The following is a 17,946-nucleotide window of genomic DNA, read 5'->3' on the forward strand; positions in this document are numbered from 1 at the left end:
CGGCACGGCGGCAGCGTACGGGGGTGCTGCCGGCCGACCGCTGAGAAGCCGCTCAGGTGGGCGGCGTGGCGGCGGGGGTGCGCCCGGGCCCCGCCCTAGGGTCGGCAGCCGTGGAGCAGCGGACGGTCGGGCGCAGCGGCCTGCGGGTGTCGTCGGTGGGTCTGGGCACCCTGACCTGGGGCCGCGACACCGACCCCGACGAGGCGGCCGCGCAGCTGGTGGCCTTCGTCGACGCCGGCGGCACGCTCGTCGACGTGTCCCCCGCCTACGGCGAGGGCGCGGCCCTGGAGGTGCTGACCGGTCTGGTCGGTGACCTCGTGCCGCGCGCGGACCTGGTGCTCTCCGCCAGCTCGGGGCACGTGGAGGGGGGCCTGGACTGCTCCCGGCGCACCCTGCTGGCCCAGCTCGACGCGACCCTGGCCGCGCTGGGCACCGACCACCTCGACCTCTGGCAGGTGGCGGGCTGGGACCCGCTGACCCCGGTCGAGGAGGTCGCGGCCACCCAGGCGCACGTGCTGGCCACCGGCCGCGCCCGCTACGTGGGGGTGCGGGGGCACCGCGGCTGGCAGCTGGCCACCGCGGCGTCGCTGCCCGGTGCGGTGCTGACCTCGGTGCAGGCGCAGTACTCGCTGCTCTCCCGCGGGGTGGAGGCCGAGCTCGCCGGGTCGGCCGCCCACCACGGGGTGGGCCTGCTGGCCGCGGTGCCGCTGGCCCGCGGGGTGCTCACCGGCAAGTACCGCGACGGCACCCCGGCCGACTCCCGCGGGGCCAGCCCGCACCTGGCCGCGGCCGTCGAGGCCCACCGCACCGCGCACGCCTCCCGCGTGGTGGAGGCGGTGGTGACGGCGGCCGACGGCCTGGCCACCTCGCCGCTGGCCGTGGCCCTGGCCTGGGTGCGCGACCGGCCCGGCGTGGCCTCCGCGCTGGTGGGGTGCCGGGACTCCGCGCAGCTGGCGGGGGTGCTGGCCGCGTCCGGGCTCGTGCTGCCGGCGGCGATCCGGGCCGCGCTGGACGACGTCTCGCAGGCCTGAGGCCCGCTACAGGCTGTCCACCACCGAGCCGAGCCGGCTGAGGAAGGCCATGACCGTGGTGTCAGGTACCCGGTCCGGGGGCTCGGCGGCCTCGACCAGCTCGGTGACGAGCGTGGTCACGGCGGCGTTCTCGTGCAGGTCGACGTCGGCCACGGACCGCGACGCCCGCCCCGCCACGTCCTCGGGGGTGGGGATGGGCTCGGCCGCCCCGTCCCGGTAGACCTCGACCACGGCGGTGGAGCCGCGCACCCGGAAGGCGAAGCGGCGGCCGTCGGCGGTGCGGCCGTGCCCGTGGGCGTACGGGCCGGTGGAGAGGTCGTCGAGCTGCAGGGCGGTGTCGGGGGCCTGGCCCTCGGCCTCGGTCGTCCCGTCCGGCCCGGTGGTGTCGTCGCTGGTGCTCATGTCTCCCTCGTCGCGTCCGCCGGGGCCGCGGCGTCCCCGGGACTGTGTCGCGACCCACGCTAGCCCCGCCGGAGCGGCCCCACGCGGGCGTCGGGGAGCATGGTGGAGCTGCTGCCCCGCTCCGCCCGCCCCGTCCTGGAGGTCCCCCCGCGTGATGACCCGTCGCCGCGCCCCCGGCGTCGTCGCGGCGGCGCTGGCCGCCGCGGTGCTGGCGGGCTGCTCCTCCTCGGGCAGCGCGGCCGACCAGCTGGCGACGATCGAGCCGGCCGGGCCCGCCGTGGCCACCGGCGCGACGGCCCCGGCCGCGGGCACCGTCCGCCCGGTGGGCGCCGTCGTCGACGCCGCGCAGGCCGTGCCCGGCACCAGCACCGTCGCCCTGCTCACCGCGAGCCCGGAGCGGGTCCTGCTGCTCGACACCGCCACCACCGACGCCCCCCGCAGCGTGGCGCTGCCCGGCGCGGCCACCTCCCTGGCCCCGGCCGGGCGCGACGGGCACGTCCTCGTCGCCGCGGCCGGCGCGGTGCTCGACGTGGACGCCGCCGCGGGCACGGTCACCTCGACCCCCGCCCCGGGCGACGTGGTCTCCGTCGCGGCCCTGCCGGACGGGCGGGTGGCGGCCGGGCTGGCCGACGGCTCCGTCGTCGCGCTCGGCCCGGACGGGGCCGTCGGGCCCACCGTCGGCGGCATCGCCTCGGCGGACGGGCTCGTCGTGGCCGGCGGGACGCTGCACGTGCTCGACCGCAGGCAGACCGCGCTGCTGCAGGTGGACCTGTCCGGGGAGGGCTCGCTGGGCCTGGGCCTGCGCGCCGGGGTGGGGGCGACCACGGCCGTGGCGGACCGGTTCGGCCGGGTCGTGGTGGCCGACACCGCGGGCGGGCAGCTGCTGCTCTTCGGCACCGACCCGTTCCTGGAGCGCCAGCAGTACCCCGTGCCCGGCGCGCCCTACGCCCTGGCCTACGACGCCACGCGCAACCTGGTGTGGGTGACGCTGACCGCCACCGACGAGGTGGTGGGCTACGAGCTGACGGGCGGCGAGCCCGTCGAGCGGTACCGTCTCCCGACCGTCCACGAGCCCGACAGCGTCGCCGTGGACCCCACCAGCGGCGTCGTCGTCGTCGGCTCCGCCGCCGGGGAGGGCGTCGCGCAGCTGGACCCAGCGGGAGGAGCCGGATGAGCCGGGAGCCCCAGGCGCCGCGGGAGTTCCGCGCCGACGACTACGAGTACCACCCGCTGCGGCTGCCGCCCGACGTCACCCGGGTGACGGCCGCGGTGCAGCTGGGCATCCAGGCCGAGTTCGGGGGCTGGGAGCTCTCCCGGACCCGGCTGTACTCCGACGGCAGCCGACGCGTGGTGCTGCGGCGGCGCCGCACCAGCCGTGACGACCTGCCCGGCCCGGCGACCTGAGGTGTACCCGCTGCTGTTCCGGCTGCTGCTGCGCCGGCTCGACCCCGAGCGGGCCCACCACCTGGGTTTCGCGCTGATCCGGCTCGCCGGCGCGGTGCCGGTGCTGCGCCGCGCCCTGGCCCGGGTGCTGGCCCGGCCGGACCCGGTGCTGGCCTCCAAGGTGCTGGGGGTGGACGTGCCCGCGCCGCTGGGCCTGGCCGCCGGGTTCGACAAGGACGCCACCGGGCTGCCCGCCTGGGGGGCGCTGGGCTTCGGCTTCGTCGAGGTGGGCACGGTGACGCCGCGCGCGCAGCCGGGCAACCCGGCGCCGCGGCTGTTCCGGCTGGCCGCCGACCGGGGGCTGCTCAACCGCATGGGGTTCAACAACCACGGCGCGTACGCGGCGGTCGACCGGCTGGCCCACGCGCACCGGGACGTCCCCGTCGGGGTCAACATCGGCAAGAACAAGCTGACCGACGCCGACGGGGCGCCCCGCGACTACGCGGCCTGCACCCGGGCGCTGGCCCCGCACGCCGACTACGTGGTGGTCAACGTCAGCTCCCCCAACACCCCGGGGCTACGCGACCTGCAGGCCGTCGCCTCCTTGCGCCCGCTGCTGGCGGCGGTGCTCGCGGAGACGTCGCGCCCGGTGCTGGTGAAGATCGCGCCCGACCTCTCCGACGACGACGTCGACGCGGTCGCGGACCTGGCCCTCGAGCTGGGGCTGGCCGGGATCGTCGCGACGAACACGACGGTGTCGCGGGCCGGGCTGGCGACGCCGGGGGTCGACGGGCTGGGCGCCGGCGGCGTGTCCGGCCCGCCGGTGGCGGCGCGGTCGCTGGCCGTGCTGCGCCGGCTGCGGGCCCGCGTGGGTGCCCGGCTGGTGCTGGTCTCCGTCGGTGGGATCGAGACCGCGGACGACGCGTGGGAGCGCATCACCGCCGGGGCGTCGCTGGTGCAGGGCTACACCGGGTTCATCTACCGCGGGCCGACGTGGGCGCGCGACGTGCACCGTGGGCTGGCGGCGCGGGTGCGGGCGGCGGGGTTCTCCTCGGTCGCCGAGGCGGTGGGCAGCGGGGTCCCGGCGCCCTGACCCCCGGGTCGGGACGTGCTCACCCAGCCCGGCTGCGCATTCTGCACAGAATGGACAGGGCGCCGCGGGCGGTCACCCGGCCAGCAGCTCGTCCAGCAACGCCTCGACGCGGCGGCGGATCTCGTCGCGGATGGGTCGGACGTCCTCGACGCCCTTCCCGGCCGGGTCGTCCAGCGCCCAGTCGAGGTAGCGGGTGCCGGGGAAGACGGGGCACACGTCGCCGCAGCCCATGGTGATGACGACGTCGGAGGCCTCGACCGCGTCGGGGGTGAGGACCTTCGGGGTGCGGGCGCGCAGGTCGATGCCGACCTCGGCCATGGCCTCGACGGCGGCGGGGTTGACCCGGTCGGCGGGCTCGCTGCCGGCGGAGCGCACCTCGACCCGGCCGGCCCCCAGCTCGGCGAGGAACCCGGCCGCCATCTGCGAGCGGCCCGCGTTGTGCACGCAGACGAAGAGCACCGACGGGGTGCTCACGCCGGGGCCTGCACCCGGAAGCGGCCGCGCAGCGCCAGCGAGACGTAGACCAGCGCGACGAGGACGGGCACCTCGATGAGCGGGCCCACCACCCCGGCCAGCGCCTGCCCGGAGGTGACGCCGAAGGTGGCGATGGCCACGGCGATGGCGAGCTCGAAGTTGTTGCCCGCCGCGGTGAACGCCAGCGTGGTGGTGCGCTCGTAGCCCAGGCCGAGCGCCGCCCCCAGGGCGTACCCGCCGCCCCACATGACGGCGAAGTACACGAGCAGCGGCAGCGCGATCCGGGCCACGTCGAGCGGCCGGGAGGTGATCTGCTCGCCCTGCAGCGCGAACAGCACCACGATGGTGAACAGCAGGCCGTACAGCGCGAACGGGCCGATGCGCGGCAGGAACCGGTCCTCGTACCAGGCGCGGCCCCGGCGGCGCTCCCCCACCCGGCGGGCCAGGAAGCCGAGCAGCAGCGGGATGCCGAGGAAGATCAGCACGCTGCGGGCGACGTCCCACGGCGAGGCGTCGATCGAGGCGCGGTCCAGTCCCAGCCAGCCGGGCAGCACGTCGAGGTAGAACCAGCCGAGCGCGGCGAACGCGACCACCTGGAACACCGAGTTGACCGCCACCAGCACGGCCGCGGCCTCCCGGTCGCCGCAGGCCAGGTCGTTCCAGATGACGACCATGGCGATGCAGCGGGCGAGGCCGACGATGATCAGCCCGGTGCGGTACTCCGGCAGGTCGGGCAGCAGCAGCCAGGCCAGGGCGAACATGAGCGCCGGCCCGAGCACCCAGTTGAGCAGCAGCGAGCTGACCAGCAGCCGGCGGTCGCCGGTGACGGTCCCCATCCGGTCGTAGCGGACCTTGGCCAGCACCGGGGTCATCATCACCAGCAGGCCGAGCGCGATGGGCAGGCTGATGCCGTCGACCTCGACGGCCTGCAGCACGTCGCCCAGGCCGGGGACGCCGCGGCCCAGCAGCAGCCCGAGCGCCATGGCCACCCCGATCCACACGGGCAGGAAGCGGTCGAGGGTGGAGAGCCGGCCGGCGACGGCCTGCGGCTCGCTGGTGACGGTCACGCGGGCACCTCGGCGGTCTCGGGGGTGGGGCTGGTGAGGACGGCCGCGAGCTGGGCCAGCGCAGCGGGGACCACGCGGTAGTACACCCAGGTGCCGCGGCGCTCACAGGTGAGCAGTCCGGCCTCGCGCAGCACCTTGAGGTGGTGGGAGATGGTCGGCTGCGCGAGGTCGAACGCGGGCGTGAGGTCGCAGACGCACGCCTCCCCGCCGTCGTGCGAGGCGATCATGCTCACCAGGCGCAGCCGCACCGGGTCGCCCAGGGCCTTGAACATCCGGGCCAGGTCCCCCGCCCAGTCCGCGGTCATCGGCTCGTGGGTGAGCGGCGCGCAGCACGGCTCGTCGTGGATCGACATGTGTCTATGTTGACAGACGTCGATGGACGGGCCGAGACGGGTCAGCGGACGAGGACGACCTTGCCCGTGGTCTTGCGGGCAGCCAGGCGGTCCAGGGCCGGCACCAGGTCGTCGAATGGGTGCTCCTCGCCCACCACCGGGTCGATCAGGCCGCGGGCGGACAGGTCGACCAGCGCGTCGTGCCACTGCCGCACCAGCTCCGGCGCCACGTCCTTGTACCGGCCCCAGTGCACCCCGACGATCGAGTAGTTCTTCACCAGCACGTGGTTGGCCGGGGCGTCGGGGATGCGGCCGGAGGCGAACCCGATGACCAGCAGCCGGCCCTCGAAGGCGACCACCCGGCGCACGGCGTCGAAGGTGTCCCCGCCGACGGGGTCGTAGACGATGTCGGCGCCGAGGCCGTCGGTGAGCTCGCGGACCCGCTCGACGAGGTCCTCGCTGCGGTAGTCGACCACGTGGTGCGCGCCGAGGGCGCGGGCCTGCGCGCACTTCTCGGGCCCGCCGGCGGTGGCGATGACGGTGGCCCCGGCGGCGAGGCCGAGCTGCAGAGCGGCGGTGCCGACCCCACCGAGGGCAGCGTTGACCAGCAGGGTCTCCCCGGCCTGCAGCTGCGCGCGGTGGTGCAGCGCGCAGTACCCGGTCTGGTAGGTGACGAAGAACCCGGCGGCCTGCGCGGCGCTCATCCCGTCGGGCCAGGCGTAGGTGCTCGCCGCGGGCAGCACTGTCTTCTCCGCGTACCCGCCGCGCGGCGGAGCGGGCTGGCCGATCACGCGGTCGCCCACCGCGAACGCCGCGCCCTCCCCGGCGGCGGTGACGGTGCCCGCCACCTCCATGCCGGGGGTGAACGGCCGCGGGGGCTTGACCTGGTACTCCCCGCGGCACACGAGCACGTCGGCGAAGTTGGTGGCCGCGGCGGCGACGTCGACGACGACCTCGCCGGGGCCGGGCTCCGGGTCGGCCACGTCCTCGAGGCGCAGCACGTCCCCCGGCTCGCCCAGCTCGTGGACCCGCCAGGCGCGCACTAGTGCCCCGGGGTGGGGTTCATCGCACCCATCGGGGGCGGCGGGGTGCCCTGCTCGGTGCGCGGGCCGGGGACGCGGCGGAACGCGAACGCCTCGGACTCGCGGCCGGGCTGGACGAACCACGCCTCGCCCGTGGTGCCCGAGGCCAGGATCTTCCGGAACGCGGTGACCACGTCGTCGGTGGTGAGCAGCGGGAAGCCGGCGTCGGTGAAGGCGCTGCGGAAGTCGGCGATCAGTGGGGTGTCGGCGAAGCCGGGGCAGATCGCGTTGACCCGGATGCCCTCGCCGGCCAGCTGCTGGCCCACGGAGCGGACGTAACCGATGACGGCGTGCTTGGTCAGCGTGTAGACGGGGTCGCCGGGGATGGGGACGAGCCCGGCCAGCGACGAGGTGGCGACGATGTCGCCGCCCCCGGCGCGGCGCAGCGCGGGCACGGCGGCCACCGTGCCGTAGACCACCGCGTCCTGGTTCACCCCGACCACGGCGCGGTAGCGGGCCAGGTCGAAGGCGTCGTCCACGGCGAGCTGCCCGCCGACGGTGCCGGCGTTGAGGAAGGCGAGGTCGAGCCGGCCCCAGCGCTGCTCGGCGTCGGAGACCGCCCGCTGGGAGGTGTCGGGGTCGGTGACGTCCCCGGCCACCGCGATGCCGCCGAGCTCCTCGGCCAGCGCGGTGGCGGCGTCGCCGTCGCGGTCGACGAGGCACACGTGTGCGCCCTCGCCCGCCAGCGTGCGGGCCACCGCCGCACCGAAGCCCGAGGCCCCGCCGGTGATCATGGCCACCTGGCCGTCGTGTGCACCCATGTCAGCAGCTCCTCAAGAAGTGGTCGAGCACGCGGACGCCGAAGGTGAGCGCGTCGACGGGGACGCGCTCGTCCACGCCGTGGAACAGGGCGGCGAAGTCCAGCTCGGCGGGCAGCCGCAGCGGGGCGTAGCCGAAACAGCGGATGCCGAGCTTCTCGAAGGCCTTGGCGTCGGTGCCGCCGGAGAGCATGTACGGGATGGTGCGCCCGTCCGGGTCGTGGGCCAGGATCGCCTCGTTCATCCGGTCCACGAGCTCGCCGTCGAACGTCGTCTCGTAGGGCTCGAGCCGGGTCACCCACTCCCGCTCCACGTCCGGGCCGATGATCTCGTCGACCTCGCGCTCGAAGTCGGCGGCGCGGCCGGGCAGCACCCGGCAGTCGACGACGGCCTCGGCGGTCTGCGGGATGACGTTGGCCTTGTACCCGGCGTTGAGCATCGTGGGGTTCGCGGTGTCCCGGAGGGTCGCGCCGACGATGTTCGCGATGCTGCCCAGCTTGGCCAGGGTGCCCTCGAGGTCGGGCGAGGTGGGGTCGAGGTCGAGGCCCGTCTCGCTGCCGACCTCACGCAGGAAGCCCTCGACGGACTCGGTCATGACGAGCGGGAACTGGTGGCGGCCCAGGCGGTCCACGGCGCCGGCGAGGGTGGTGACGGCGTTGTCGGAGTGCAGGAACGAGCCGTGCCCGGCCCGGCCCTTGGCGCGCAGCTTCATCCACGCGATGCCCTTCTCGGCGGTCTCCACCAGGTAGAGGCGGGCCTCGGTGCCGTCCGGGCGGCCGACGGAGAGCGAGAAGCCGCCGACCTCGCCGATGGCCTCGGTGACGCCGTCGAACAGCTCGGGGCGGTGCTCGACGAGCCAGTGCGAGCCGTACTTGCCGCCGGCCTCCTCGTCGGCGACGAAGGCGAAGACGAGGTCGCGCGGGGGGACGGTGCCCTCGGCCTTGTACTGCCGGGCCAGGGCCAGGGTCATCGCGACCATGTCCTTCATGTCGATCGCGCCGCGGCCCCACACGTAGCCGTCCTCGACGGCGCCCGAGAAGGGGTGCACCGACCAGTCGGCCGGCTCGGCAGGGACCACGTCGAGGTGGCCGTGGATCATCAGCGCGCCGCGCTCGCGGTCGGCCCCCTCCAGGCGGGCGAACACGTTGGCGCGGCCGGGGGCGCCGGACTCGACGCGGGTGACCTCGTAGCCCACCTCCTCGAGCTGGGCGGCCACCCAGTCGGCGGCCTCCTGCTCGCCGACGACGGTGGCCGGGTCACCCGTGTTGGAGGTGTCGATCTGCAGCAGGCGGCTGCACAGGTCGACCACCTCCTGCTCGGCGCGGGACGGGCTGGGGGCGCTCTCCTGGTCGGCCACCCCGTGGTTCTACCACCGGCCGGTGACGGGACCGGGGTGGTCGGGGGGCGGCGGGGCATCGGTTACGCTGTCCGCCGCACGGTCACCCGGTTCCCGGGCCCGCGCAGCAGGTCCGAGTGGCGGAATGGCAGACGCGCTAGCTTGAGGTGCTAGTGCCCTATTAACGGGCGTGGGGGTTCAAGTCCCCCCTCGGACACCCTGTCTCGGTCCCCGGTCTACTTCGGGGGCATGCGGATGCCGCCGTCGACGCGCACCGTCTCCCCGTTCATGTACGGGTTGGTCAGGCACTCGACGACCATGCGGGCCAGCTCGTCGGGCGCGCCGAGGCGCTTCGGGAACAGCACGCTCTCCCCCAGCTTCGCCTTGAACGCCTCCGCGGCGTCGCCCTGGCCGTAGATCGGGGTGTCGATCAGTCCGGGCGCGATCGTGTTGAGCCGGATCCCGGACGCGGCGAGGTCGCGGGCCACCGGCAGCGTCATCCCGACCACGCCGCCCTTGGACGCCGAGTACGCGGCCTGCCCGATCTGCCCGTCGAACGCGGCCACGCTGGCCAGGTTGACGATGGCCCCGCGCTCCCCGGCGTCGCTCGGGTCGTTGCGGCTCATCGCGGTCGCGGCGATGCGGGTGACGTCGAAGGTGCCCAGCAGGTTCACCGCAATCACGCGGCGGAAGGTCTCGAGGTCATGCGCCGAGGCGTACTGCCCGTCTCGGCCGATGGTGCGCTGCGCCGAGCCGATGCCCGCCGAGCTGACCACCGAGCGCAGCGGGCCCTGCTCGCACGCCAGGTCGACCGCCCCGATGATCTGGTCGGTGTCGGTGACGTCGACCCGCGCGAACACCCCGCCGATCTCCGCGGCCAGCGCCTGACCCTGCTCGGCCGCCAGGTCGGCGATGACGACGATGGCCCCCAGGCCGGCGAGCCGGCGGGCGACGGCGGCGCCGATGCCCGACGCGCCGCCGGTGACGAGCGCACTGGATCCCGTGATGTCCATGCGCCGGAGCCTAGGACGGTGTCGCGACGGTGGGACCGGACCCGCAGAGCGGACCACCCCTCGCGCGGCGGAGCTCTGTGCAGTCTGTGCAGAACCCACCGGTGAGACACCTGCACCAGCCGGACGCGGGCGGGCCGACCCCCTGCGCCGACACGGCTAGCGTGGCGCCATGAACACCCTGACGCGCTTCGGGCTGCGGGTCGTCGTGCTCGCCGTCATCTTCTTCGTCGTCGCCCGCTTCTACAGCGGCGTCACGGTCGTCGCCAACATCAGCGGCACGTTCGGCGAGGCGGGCACCTACCTGTGGGTGGCGCTGCTGTTCGCCCTGGTCAACTCGATCCTCGGGCCAGTGGTGCGGCTGCTCTCCCTGCCCTTCGTGGTGCTCACGCTGGGGCTGTTCCTGCTGGTGGTCAACGCGATCCTGCTGGCCGTCACCGCGGGGCTGTCCGACCGGCTCGACGTCTCCGGGTTCACCGGCGCCGTGGTGGGCGGGTTCTTCATCGCCCTGGCCAGCTGGGTCGCCGAGCTCGTCCTGCCGCTGCGCAAGCGCTGACCGGGGCGCCGTGGCAACGTCGCGACCTCACCGACCCGAGGAGTGCACCCGTGACGATGCCCAGTGACGCCGCCGAGGCCGTGCCTGAGAACGGCGACAACACCGGCCCCCGCGAGGGTGCGGCCGACCCGCAGCACGAGGCCTACGTCGACGAGGACAACGTTCCCCACCCGGGCGATGCGAACGAGTCCTGACGTCGCCACCCCGACCCCGGGGACCAGCACGGGGTCGGGGGCCGGACGTACCGTCGGGGCATGACTGTCGAGGCCACCCCCACCGTCAGCCTCTCCCACCAGTTCGTCGACGTGCTGCCCGAGATGGCGCGGCCCGGGCACGGGGCCGACACCCCCGCGCCGCAGCTGGTGGTGCTCAACGAGGCCCTGGCCGCCGAGCTGGGTCTGGACGCCGACTGGCTGCGCTCCCCCGCCGGGGTCGGCCTGCTCACCGGCACCGTCGTGCCCGAGGGCGCGCACCCCGTGGCCCAGCAGTACGCCGGGCACCAGTTCGCCCACTTCAACCCCCGCATGGGCGATGGCCGCGCGCTGCTGATGGGCGAGCTCACCGACACCGCGGGCCGGCTGCGCGACCTGCACCTCAAGGGGTCCGGGCCGACGATGTTCGCCCGCGCCGGGGACGGCCTGGCCGCGCTCGGGCCCATGCTGCGCGAGCACGTGGTCAGCGAGGGCATGCACGCCCTGGGCATCCCCACCACCCGCTCCCTGGCCGTCACCGCCACCGGCCGCGCCGTTCTCCGCGAGGACGGGCCGCTGCCCGGCGCCGTGCTCGCCCGCGTCGCCGCCAGCCACCTGCGGGTCGGCTCGCTCCAGCACGCCGCCGCCACGGGCGACCTCGGCCTGCTGCGCCGCGTCGCCGACCACGCGATCGCCCGGCACCACCCGCGCGCGGCCTCCGCACCCAACCCCTACCTCGCTCTGTACGAGGCGGTCGTCGCCGCGCAGGCCTCGCTGGTGGCGCGGTGGATGGGCGTCGGCTTCGTCCACGGGGTGCAGAACACCGACAACGTCACCCTGTCCGGGGAGACCATCGACTACGGCCCGTGCGCCTTCCTCGAGGCCTACGACCCGGCCGCGTCGTTCTCCTCCATCGACCAGCAGCACCGCTACGCCTACGGCAACCAGCCGGGCATTGCGCAGTGGAACCTGACCCGCCTGGCCGAGGCCCTGCTGCCGCTCATCGACGACGACCAGGAGCAGGCCGTCGCCCAGGCGACCGCCGTGCTGCGCACCTTCGCCTCCCGCTACGAGGCCGCCCGGCTGCGGATCTTCACCGCCAAGCTGGGGCTCACCGACGAGGCCACCGCCGGCCCGCTGCTGGTCGAGCTGCTGCCGCAGCTGCAGGCCAGCCACGTCGACCACACCGGGTTCTGGCGCGCCCTGGCCGGAGCCGCCCGCGGCGACGCCGAGGACGTCCGCGGCCGCTTCGTCGACCTGGCGACGGTCGACGCCTGGCTGGACCGCTGGCGGGCCGCCGGCCCGGACGCCGACGCGATGGACCGGGTCAACCCCGTCTACATCCCCCGCAACCACCTCGTCGAGGAGGCGCTGGCCGCGGCGCAGGCCGGCGACCTGGCCCCGCTGCACGGCCTGCTGGACGCGCTGGGCGACCCGTTCACCGTCCGGCCCGGGCTCGAGCGCTACGCCGAGGCGGCCCCGGTCGACTTCGGCGTCTACCGCACCTTCTGCGGCACCTAGCCGCCGACCGGTCCGGCCCCGGGACGAGGTGACTGCCCCAGACCCCGTGTACGTTCTGTACAGAACGTACAGCGTCGTGCTGGACGACCACCGGGACTCCGACGGGAGGGGCTCGGGGTGTCGAGCTCGTCAGGTCGTCCAGTGCGCGGCGAGGAACACCCGCACCGCGCGCGCCGCCCGGGCGTCGACCTCCGCCGGGCTCGGTGCCGCGGTGTCGACGTGGAACAGGCCGCGGTCCAACGGGGCTCCGAGCAGCAGGAACGCGAGGTCCTCGGCCGTGTCGGCCGGGTCACCGGGGGCGAGCAGACCGCGTGACTGCAGCCCCGCCACGAGCTCGGCCAGCGCACCCATCACCCGGGCCGGCGCCCGGCGGTGGTACTCCGCGGCCAGGTCCGGGAACCGGGAGGCCTCCCCGATGACGAGCCGGCGCAGCGCCAGCACCGTCGGGCTCAGCGTGGTGGCCAGGTAGCGGCGGGCCAGGGCGAGCAGCGCCGGCTCGAGGTCGGCCTCGGAGCCCACCTCGTCGGCCGTCGCCCCCACCCCGGCGGCGAACTGCTCGGCGGTCGCGGTGACACCCAGGACGACCGTGCGGAAGAGCTGCTCCTTGTCCCGAAACTGGTTGTAGACCGTCTGCTTCGACACCGCGGCGGCCGCGGCGACCTGGTCGGTGCTGGTGCCGGGGTACCCGTGACGGAGGAACAGCGCCGTCGCGGCCCGGACGATGTCCGCCCGCGCGTCACGGGTGGGCGTCACCGGGGCGGGCGCGTCGAGGCGGACCACCAGCTCGACCCCGTCGTCCTCGGCCACCGCTCCCCCTCCCTGGACTGACCAGTACCCGGCTCTGTACTGTCTGGTACTCCACCCCGACAGTACAGACGCAGGAGGCGACCGTGGCACAGACGTCCCGGGCCACGGGCCCGTCCGGCAGCCCGCTGGTGGGCCGCGGCGACGCCGACCGCACCGCCGCGATCACCCGCTCGCTGCTGGGCTACGGGGTGCTGGTCGGCCCGTTCTACGTCGTCGCCGGCCTGGTGCAGGCGCTGCTGCGGCCCGGGTTCGAGCTCACCCGCCACGACCTGAGCCTGCTGGCCCGGGGGGACTGGGGGTGGGTCCAGGTCGTCGTGCTCGTCGCGTCCGGGCTCATGGTCGTGGCCGCGGGCCTGGGGATGGGCCGTTCGCTGCGAGCCCTGGGCCGGGGCTCGCGCTGGGGCTCGTGGCTTGTCGTGGGGTACGGCGTCGGGCTCGTCGGGGCCGGGCTGTTCCGCGCCGACCCGATGAACGGCTTCCCGCCCGGCACCCCCGACGGCCCCGCGGTCACGACGACCGCCGGTGGGGTCGGGCACCTGGTGCTCGGTGGGCTCGGGTTCGTCAGCCTCGTCGCGGCGTGCGTGGTGCACGCCCGGCGGCTGCGGGCGGAGCAGCGCACCGGGCTGGCGACGCTCTCGGTCGTCACCGCGGTGGTGTTCACGGTCGCGTTCGCCGCGATCGCGACGGGCTCGAGCGCCCCGGCGGTGGTGCTCGGCTTCTGGGCCGCCGTGGTGCTGGCCTGGGTGTGGCTGGCCGCCGTCTCGGTCGACCTGTACCGCCGCACCCCGTTGCTGACCCCGGCGCGCTGACCCCGGCGCGCTGACCCCGACGCGCTGACCTCAGTCCTGCCGACGCCCCCCGGGTGGTGCGACTACGGGCGGCATGGACAGCGACCTGGACGTCAGCGCCCACCCCGACGACCTCGACGCGTTCGCGCGAGCCCTCACCGCGCGCGCCGCCCGGGAGGCCGGACCCGCGGTGTGACGCAGGTCGTGTGACCAAGGTGACCGACCGAGGTGGTCCGCGGACCGACCAGATCGGTCGGTGCGTCGGTACGGTCGTCGACGTGCCCACCCCCCTGCGCCAGCTGCTCGGCCAGCAGCTCGACGCCGGCATCCTCGACCACGCCGCCGCGTTGTTCGCCCGCCGCGGGGTGGCCAAGACGTCCGTGCAGGACGTGGCCGACGCGGTCGGGCTGTCCAAGGCCGGTCTGCTGCACCACTTCCCGAGCAAGGACCGGCTGCACCAGGCCGTCCTCGACCACGCCCGCGACCTGGGCCGCACCGTCGCCGCCACCGTGGCAGAGGAGCCGGCCGGCCCGGAGCGCGACCGCCGCGTGCTCGAGCTCGTCGTCGACGTCGCGCTGGCCCACCCCGGCACGGTCGCGCTCCTGCTCTCCCCGGAGACCCGCGCCCCCGACGGCCCCACGCCGACCGCCGCCGAGGCCGGGGACGCGCTCTTCGATGCCTTCGACGTCGACCCCACCGAGGTCACCGAGCGCTCCATCCGGGTCGCCGGGGCGCTGAGCGCGCTCGCCGTGCTCACCGTCGCCGCCCACGAGCACGGCGAGGCGGCGCTGTGGCGGCCCCACGTCGTCGCCACCTGCCTCGACGCGCTGGGCCACCACCACGCCACCGCGCCCAGCACCACCGTCATCTCCACCCACCCCCGCCCCACGCACACCCGGGAGACCTGACCCATGGCCGTTCTGTTGTCCCGCCTGGGGGCGTTCGCCCACCGGCACCGCCGCGCCGTCGTGCTGGTGTGGCTCGTCATCCTCGTCGGCGGCGGGGCCGGCGCAGCCACCCTGTCCGGCCCCACCTCCACCACGTTCTCCATCCCCGGGCAGGAGTCGACCAACGCCCTGGAGCGGATCTCCGAGGAGTTCGGGGCCGGGGCCGGCGGCGGCGCCGCGCAGGTCGTCGTGGCCGCACCGGCGGGCCAGACGGTCACCGACCCGGCCAACGCGGCCGCCGTGCAGAGCCTCGTCACCGAGCTCAAGGCCCTGCCGGGGGTCGTGTCCGCGACCGACCCGCTGAGCCCGCAGATGCCCACGAGAAACCCCGACCGCACCGTCGCCTACAGCACCGTCACCTACGGCGTGCCTGCCGGCGGGGTGACCCCCGAGCAGCAGGACGCGCTGCGCGCCACGCTGGACACCGCACGCAGCAGCGGGCTCACCGTCGAGGCCGGCGGGCAGGCCGTGCAGGCGCAGCCGCCGGTGGGCAGCATCTCCGAGGTGATCGGCGTCGTCGTCGCCCTCGTCGTCCTCGCCGTCACCTACGGCTCGCTCGTCACCGCCGGGCTCAACCTGCTCACCGCCCTGGTCGGCGTCGGGGTCGGGATCATGGGCATCACCATCGCCACCGGCTTCACCGACCTCTCCTCCACCACCCCGATCCTCGCGGCCATGCTCGGCCTCGCGGTCGGCATCGACTACGCGCTGTTCATCATCAGCCGCCACCGCCAGGAGCTCGCCCGCACCGGGGACGTGGCCACCGCGCTGCGCACCGCCGTCGGCACCGCCGGGTCGGCCGTCGTCACCGCCGGCACCACGGTCGTCATCGCGCTGGTCGGGCTCTCCGTGGTCGGCATCCCGTTCCTCACCCAGATGGGCCTGGCCGCCGCGGCCACCATCGTCGTCGCCGTCCTCGTCGCGCTGACCCTGGTGCCCGCCGTGCTCGGCTTCCTCGGCCGCCGGGTCATGCCCCGGGCGCAGCGCGGCGCGCACACCCCCGAGACCGAGGCGTCGGTGGCGGCGAAGGAGGAGCGCCTGCTCGGCCGCTGGGTCGACGCCGTCACCGGCCACCGCGTCGTCGCCGCCGTGCTCGCCGTCGTCGCCCTCGGGGTCATCGCCATCCCGGTCCTGTCGCTGCAGACCACCCTGGTGCCCGCCGCTCCGGCCGGGACGTCGCAGGCCCGCGCCGAGGCGCTGCTCGCGCAGGGCTTCGGCCCCGGCGTCAACGGCCCGCTCACGGTGCTGTTCGACGGGCCCGGCGCGGCCCAGGCCGCCGCCGCGGCCGCACCCCAGCTCTCCGGGCTGGCCGACGTCGTCCGCGTCACCCCGCCCATCCCCAACGCCGACGACACCGCCGCCCTGCTCACCGTCATCCCCGGCTCCGGGCCCGCCACCGTGGCCACCGAGGACCTCGTGGGCACGATGCGCGACACGCTGCGCAGCGCCGGCACGGGCCCCGTGGAGGCCTCGGTCACCGGCGCCACCGCGGTCAGCGTCGACGTCTCGTCCAGCCTGAACGCGGCCCCGCCGGTCTACCTGGTGCTCGTCGTCGGCCTCGCCCTGGTGCTGCTGGTCCTGGTGTTCCGCTCGCTGCTGGTCCCGCTGGTCGGCGTGCTCGGGTTCCTGCTCACCATCGGGGCGTCGCTGGGCGCCACGGTCGCGGTCTTCCAGTGGGGCTGGCTGGGCTCGCTGGTCAACCTCTCCGGGCCCGGCCCGCTGATCAGCCTCACCCCGATCCTCATGATCGGCATCCTGTTCGGCCTGGCCATGGACTACCAGATCTTCCTGGTCTCGCGGATGCACGAGGCGCACAGCCGCGGCACCGACCCCGTCGAGTCGGTGCGCACCGGGTTCCGGCAGGCCGCCCCGGTCGTGGTGGCCGCCGCGCTGATCATGTTCTCGGTGTTCGCGGGCTTCGTCCCCGAGGGCGACGACACGGTGAAGTCCATCGCCTTCGCCCTGGCCGCGGGCATCCTGTTCGACGCCTTCGTGGTCCGGATGGTGCTGGTGCCCGCCGCGCTGAGCCTGCTCGGGGAGCGCGCGTGGTGGCTGCCGGGCTTCCTGCAGAAGCTGCCCCACCTCGACGTCGAGGGCGCCGGGCTGGAGCAGCGGTCGGACGCCCCCCGCGAGGAGGTCAGCGCGGGCTGACCGCCCGGTCGAAGCGCTGCGACCACTGCCCCAGCAGGGCGGCGAGCTCGGCCGGCGCGACGTCGCTGACCTCCACCCCGGCCACGCCCAGGGCGAACGCGGCCCACGGCAGGGAGTCGGTGCGCATCGTGAGCGCGCACCGCTGCCCGGGCAGCTCCTCGAGCCGGGCCCACCGGCCCAGCCGGGCCCGGGCGGTGGCGGCCGGGCAGTCCAGCACCGCGCGCACGTCGTGGTTGGTGGGGGCGGCGACGATGTTCTCCCGGACGAACGCCGCGGCGTCGGTGGCGGGGAGGTCGCGGGCGCGGAACCGGCGGCCGTCCACCTGGGCCGCCCCGACCCGGTCCACGCGGAAGCTGCGCCACGCCTGGCGGTCGAGGTCGTAGGCCACCAGGTACCAGCGCCGGCCCAGCGACACCAGCCGGTGCGGCTCGACCCGCCGCTGCGTGCGGGCGCCGTCGGCCGCCGTGTAGTCCAGGGTCAGGCCCTGCTCGCCGCGGCAGGCCTGGGCCACGGTGAGCAGCACGGCCGGGTCCGGCCCGGCGCCACCCGGCCCCCACGCCGCGGTGACCGTGACCGCGCGCAGGGCGTCGACCTGGCGGCGCAGCCGCGGCGGCATCACCTGGGTGACCTTGGCCAGCGCCCGCAGCGACGGCTCGGCCATCGGGGCGACCGTGCTCGCCGTGGCGGCCTGCAGCCCGACGGCCAGGGCCACGGCCTCCTCGTCGTCGAGGGCCAGCGGCGGCAGGGCGGCGCCGGCGGCCAGCTGGTAGCCGCCGTCGGTGCCCCGGGCGGCGCGCACCGGGTACCCGAGGTCCCGGAGGCGGTCGACGTCGCGGCGCAGCGTGCGCGGGGAGACCCCGAGCCGATCGGCCAGCTCGGGGCCCGGCCAGTAGCGCTGGGACTGCAGCAGGGAGAGCAGGCGCAGGGTCCGGGAGCTGGTGTTCGCCACGGGGTCGATCCTGCCCCGCACAGCGGCCAGGAAGTGACCGCAATGCCTCCTAGCGTGGTCCCGACGCC

20 protein-coding genes and 1 tRNA gene are annotated in these 17,946 nt (G+C 75.5%); 11 read left to right on the forward strand and 10 right to left on the reverse strand.

Annotated elements, in window-relative coordinates:
• The first annotated feature begins 110 nt into the window (after positions 1-110).
• A complete protein-coding gene (locus ACYVOF_RS04950) occupies positions 111-1,031 on the forward strand; it encodes an aldo/keto reductase (protein ID WP_460864415.1) in 921 nt (306 codons plus the stop codon).
• Positions 1,032-1,037: 6 nt separating this feature from the next.
• On the opposite strand, the gene ACYVOF_RS04955 is transcribed toward ACYVOF_RS04950, so the two are convergent.
• Positions 1,038-1,433 (reverse strand): hypothetical protein, encoded by a 396-nt coding sequence (locus ACYVOF_RS04955; RefSeq protein WP_460864416.1) that lies wholly within the window; start codon positions 1,431-1,433, stop codon positions 1,038-1,040.
• Positions 1,434-1,587: 154 nt separating this feature from the next.
• Between ACYVOF_RS04955 and ACYVOF_RS04960 the strand changes: the two genes are divergently transcribed.
• The 3 genes from ACYVOF_RS04960 to ACYVOF_RS04970 are packed head-to-tail and all read left to right on the forward strand — an operon-like array spanning position 1,588 to position 3,909.
• The gene (locus tag ACYVOF_RS04960; RefSeq protein WP_460864479.1) at positions 1,588-2,607 is read left to right on the forward strand and encodes an NHL repeat-containing protein; all 1,020 of its coding nucleotides are present in this window, start codon (positions 1,588-1,590) and stop codon (positions 2,605-2,607) included.
• Entirely contained in the window at positions 2,604-2,837 is a 234-nt protein-coding gene (locus tag ACYVOF_RS04965; RefSeq protein ID WP_460864417.1) for a DUF5703 family protein, read from the forward strand. Before ACYVOF_RS04960 ends, ACYVOF_RS04965 begins: the two co-directional genes overlap by 4 nt.
• Before the next feature lies 1 nt (position 2,838).
• Positions 2,839-3,909, forward strand: a complete 1,071-nt coding sequence (locus ACYVOF_RS04970) for a quinone-dependent dihydroorotate dehydrogenase (RefSeq protein ID WP_460864418.1) — start codon at positions 2,839-2,841, stop codon at positions 3,907-3,909.
• A 72-nt stretch (positions 3,910-3,981) separates the two neighbouring features.
• Here the strand turns inward: ACYVOF_RS04970 and ACYVOF_RS04975 are convergent, their stop codons facing one another.
• From ACYVOF_RS04975 to ACYVOF_RS05000, 6 genes are read right to left on the reverse strand one after another with little or no spacing between them, the layout of a single operon-like run.
• Positions 3,982-4,383 carry an arsenate reductase ArsC gene (locus tag ACYVOF_RS04975; protein WP_460864419.1) on the reverse strand — a complete coding sequence of 134 codons (402 nt, stop codon included), beginning with the start codon at positions 4,381-4,383 and terminating at the stop codon, positions 3,982-3,984.
• A complete protein-coding gene (gene arsB, locus ACYVOF_RS04980; protein ID WP_460864420.1) occupies positions 4,380-5,450 on the reverse strand; it encodes an ACR3 family arsenite efflux transporter in 1,071 nt (356 codons plus the stop codon). The genes ACYVOF_RS04975 and arsB overlap by 4 nt, the downstream gene beginning before the upstream one ends.
• Positions 5,447-5,803, reverse strand: a complete 357-nt coding sequence (locus ACYVOF_RS04985; RefSeq protein WP_460864421.1) for an ArsR/SmtB family transcription factor — start codon at positions 5,801-5,803, stop codon at positions 5,447-5,449. The genes arsB and ACYVOF_RS04985 overlap by 4 nt, the downstream gene beginning before the upstream one ends.
• A gap of 41 nt (positions 5,804-5,844) precedes the next feature.
• Entirely contained in the window at positions 5,845-6,825 is a 981-nt protein-coding gene (locus ACYVOF_RS04990) for an NADPH:quinone oxidoreductase family protein (RefSeq protein WP_460864422.1), read from the reverse strand.
• Positions 6,825-7,625, reverse strand: coding sequence for an SDR family oxidoreductase (locus ACYVOF_RS04995; protein ID WP_460864423.1), 801 nt, complete (start codon positions 7,623-7,625; stop codon positions 6,825-6,827). Before ACYVOF_RS04995 ends, ACYVOF_RS04990 begins: the two co-directional genes overlap by 1 nt.
• Before the next feature lies 1 nt (position 7,626).
• Positions 7,627-8,979: a M20/M25/M40 family metallo-hydrolase gene (locus ACYVOF_RS05000; protein ID WP_460864424.1), complete on the reverse strand. Its 1,353-nt coding sequence runs from the start codon at positions 8,977-8,979 to the stop codon at positions 7,627-7,629.
• Between the two features lie 110 nt (positions 8,980-9,089).
• Between ACYVOF_RS05000 and ACYVOF_RS05005 the strand changes: the two genes are divergently transcribed.
• A tRNA-Leu gene (locus tag ACYVOF_RS05005) sits at positions 9,090-9,175 on the forward strand.
• Positions 9,176-9,194: 19 nt separating this feature from the next.
• Here the strand turns inward: ACYVOF_RS05005 and ACYVOF_RS05010 are convergent.
• Positions 9,195-9,971 carry an SDR family NAD(P)-dependent oxidoreductase gene (locus ACYVOF_RS05010; protein WP_460864425.1) on the reverse strand — a complete coding sequence of 259 codons (777 nt, stop codon included), beginning with the start codon at positions 9,969-9,971 and terminating at the stop codon, positions 9,195-9,197.
• A gap of 169 nt (positions 9,972-10,140) precedes the next feature.
• On the opposite strand from ACYVOF_RS05010, the gene ACYVOF_RS05015 reads away from it, so the two are divergent.
• Genes ACYVOF_RS05015 through ACYVOF_RS05025 form a run of 3 tightly spaced genes read left to right on the forward strand, consistent with a single transcriptional unit; the run spans position 10,141 to position 12,236 of the window.
• Positions 10,141-10,524 carry a phage holin family protein gene (locus ACYVOF_RS05015; RefSeq protein ID WP_460864426.1) on the forward strand — a complete coding sequence of 128 codons (384 nt, stop codon included), beginning with the start codon at positions 10,141-10,143 and terminating at the stop codon, positions 10,522-10,524.
• Positions 10,525-10,574: 50 nt separating this feature from the next.
• A complete protein-coding gene (locus ACYVOF_RS05020) occupies positions 10,575-10,718 on the forward strand; it encodes a hypothetical protein (protein WP_460864427.1) in 144 nt (47 codons plus the stop codon).
• 60 nt (positions 10,719-10,778) lie between these two features.
• Positions 10,779-12,236, forward strand: a complete 1,458-nt coding sequence (locus ACYVOF_RS05025) for a protein adenylyltransferase SelO (protein WP_460864428.1) — start codon at positions 10,779-10,781, stop codon at positions 12,234-12,236.
• 129 nt (positions 12,237-12,365) lie between these two features.
• Here ACYVOF_RS05025 and ACYVOF_RS05030 read toward each other — a convergent pair whose 3' ends face one another.
• A complete protein-coding gene (locus ACYVOF_RS05030; RefSeq protein ID WP_460864429.1) occupies positions 12,366-13,043 on the reverse strand; it encodes a TetR/AcrR family transcriptional regulator in 678 nt (225 codons plus the stop codon).
• Between the two features lie 83 nt (positions 13,044-13,126).
• Here ACYVOF_RS05030 and ACYVOF_RS05035 point away from each other — a divergent pair, with 83 nt between their 5' ends.
• The 3 genes from ACYVOF_RS05035 (at position 13,127) to ACYVOF_RS05045 (ending at position 16,929) form a co-directional block, all read left to right on the forward strand.
• Positions 13,127-13,852 carry a DUF998 domain-containing protein gene (locus tag ACYVOF_RS05035; protein ID WP_460864430.1) on the forward strand — a complete coding sequence of 242 codons (726 nt, stop codon included), beginning with the start codon at positions 13,127-13,129 and terminating at the stop codon, positions 13,850-13,852.
• Between the two features lie 257 nt (positions 13,853-14,109).
• A complete protein-coding gene (locus ACYVOF_RS05040) occupies positions 14,110-14,739 on the forward strand; it encodes a TetR/AcrR family transcriptional regulator (protein WP_460864431.1) in 630 nt (209 codons plus the stop codon).
• Between the two features lie 3 nt (positions 14,740-14,742).
• Complete coding sequence (locus ACYVOF_RS05045; protein ID WP_460864432.1) at positions 14,743-16,929, forward strand: MMPL family transporter; 2,187 nt, start codon at positions 14,743-14,745, stop codon at positions 16,927-16,929.
• Here ACYVOF_RS05045 and ACYVOF_RS05050 read toward each other — a convergent pair.
• Complete coding sequence (locus ACYVOF_RS05050) at positions 16,916-17,878, reverse strand: helix-turn-helix transcriptional regulator (RefSeq protein WP_460864433.1); 963 nt, start codon at positions 17,876-17,878, stop codon at positions 16,916-16,918. The two genes, ACYVOF_RS05045 and ACYVOF_RS05050, sit on opposite strands and share 14 nt — an antisense overlap.
• Positions 17,879-17,946 lie beyond the last annotated feature (68 nt).

This window comes from Rhodococcus aerolatus (assembly GCF_054783215.1).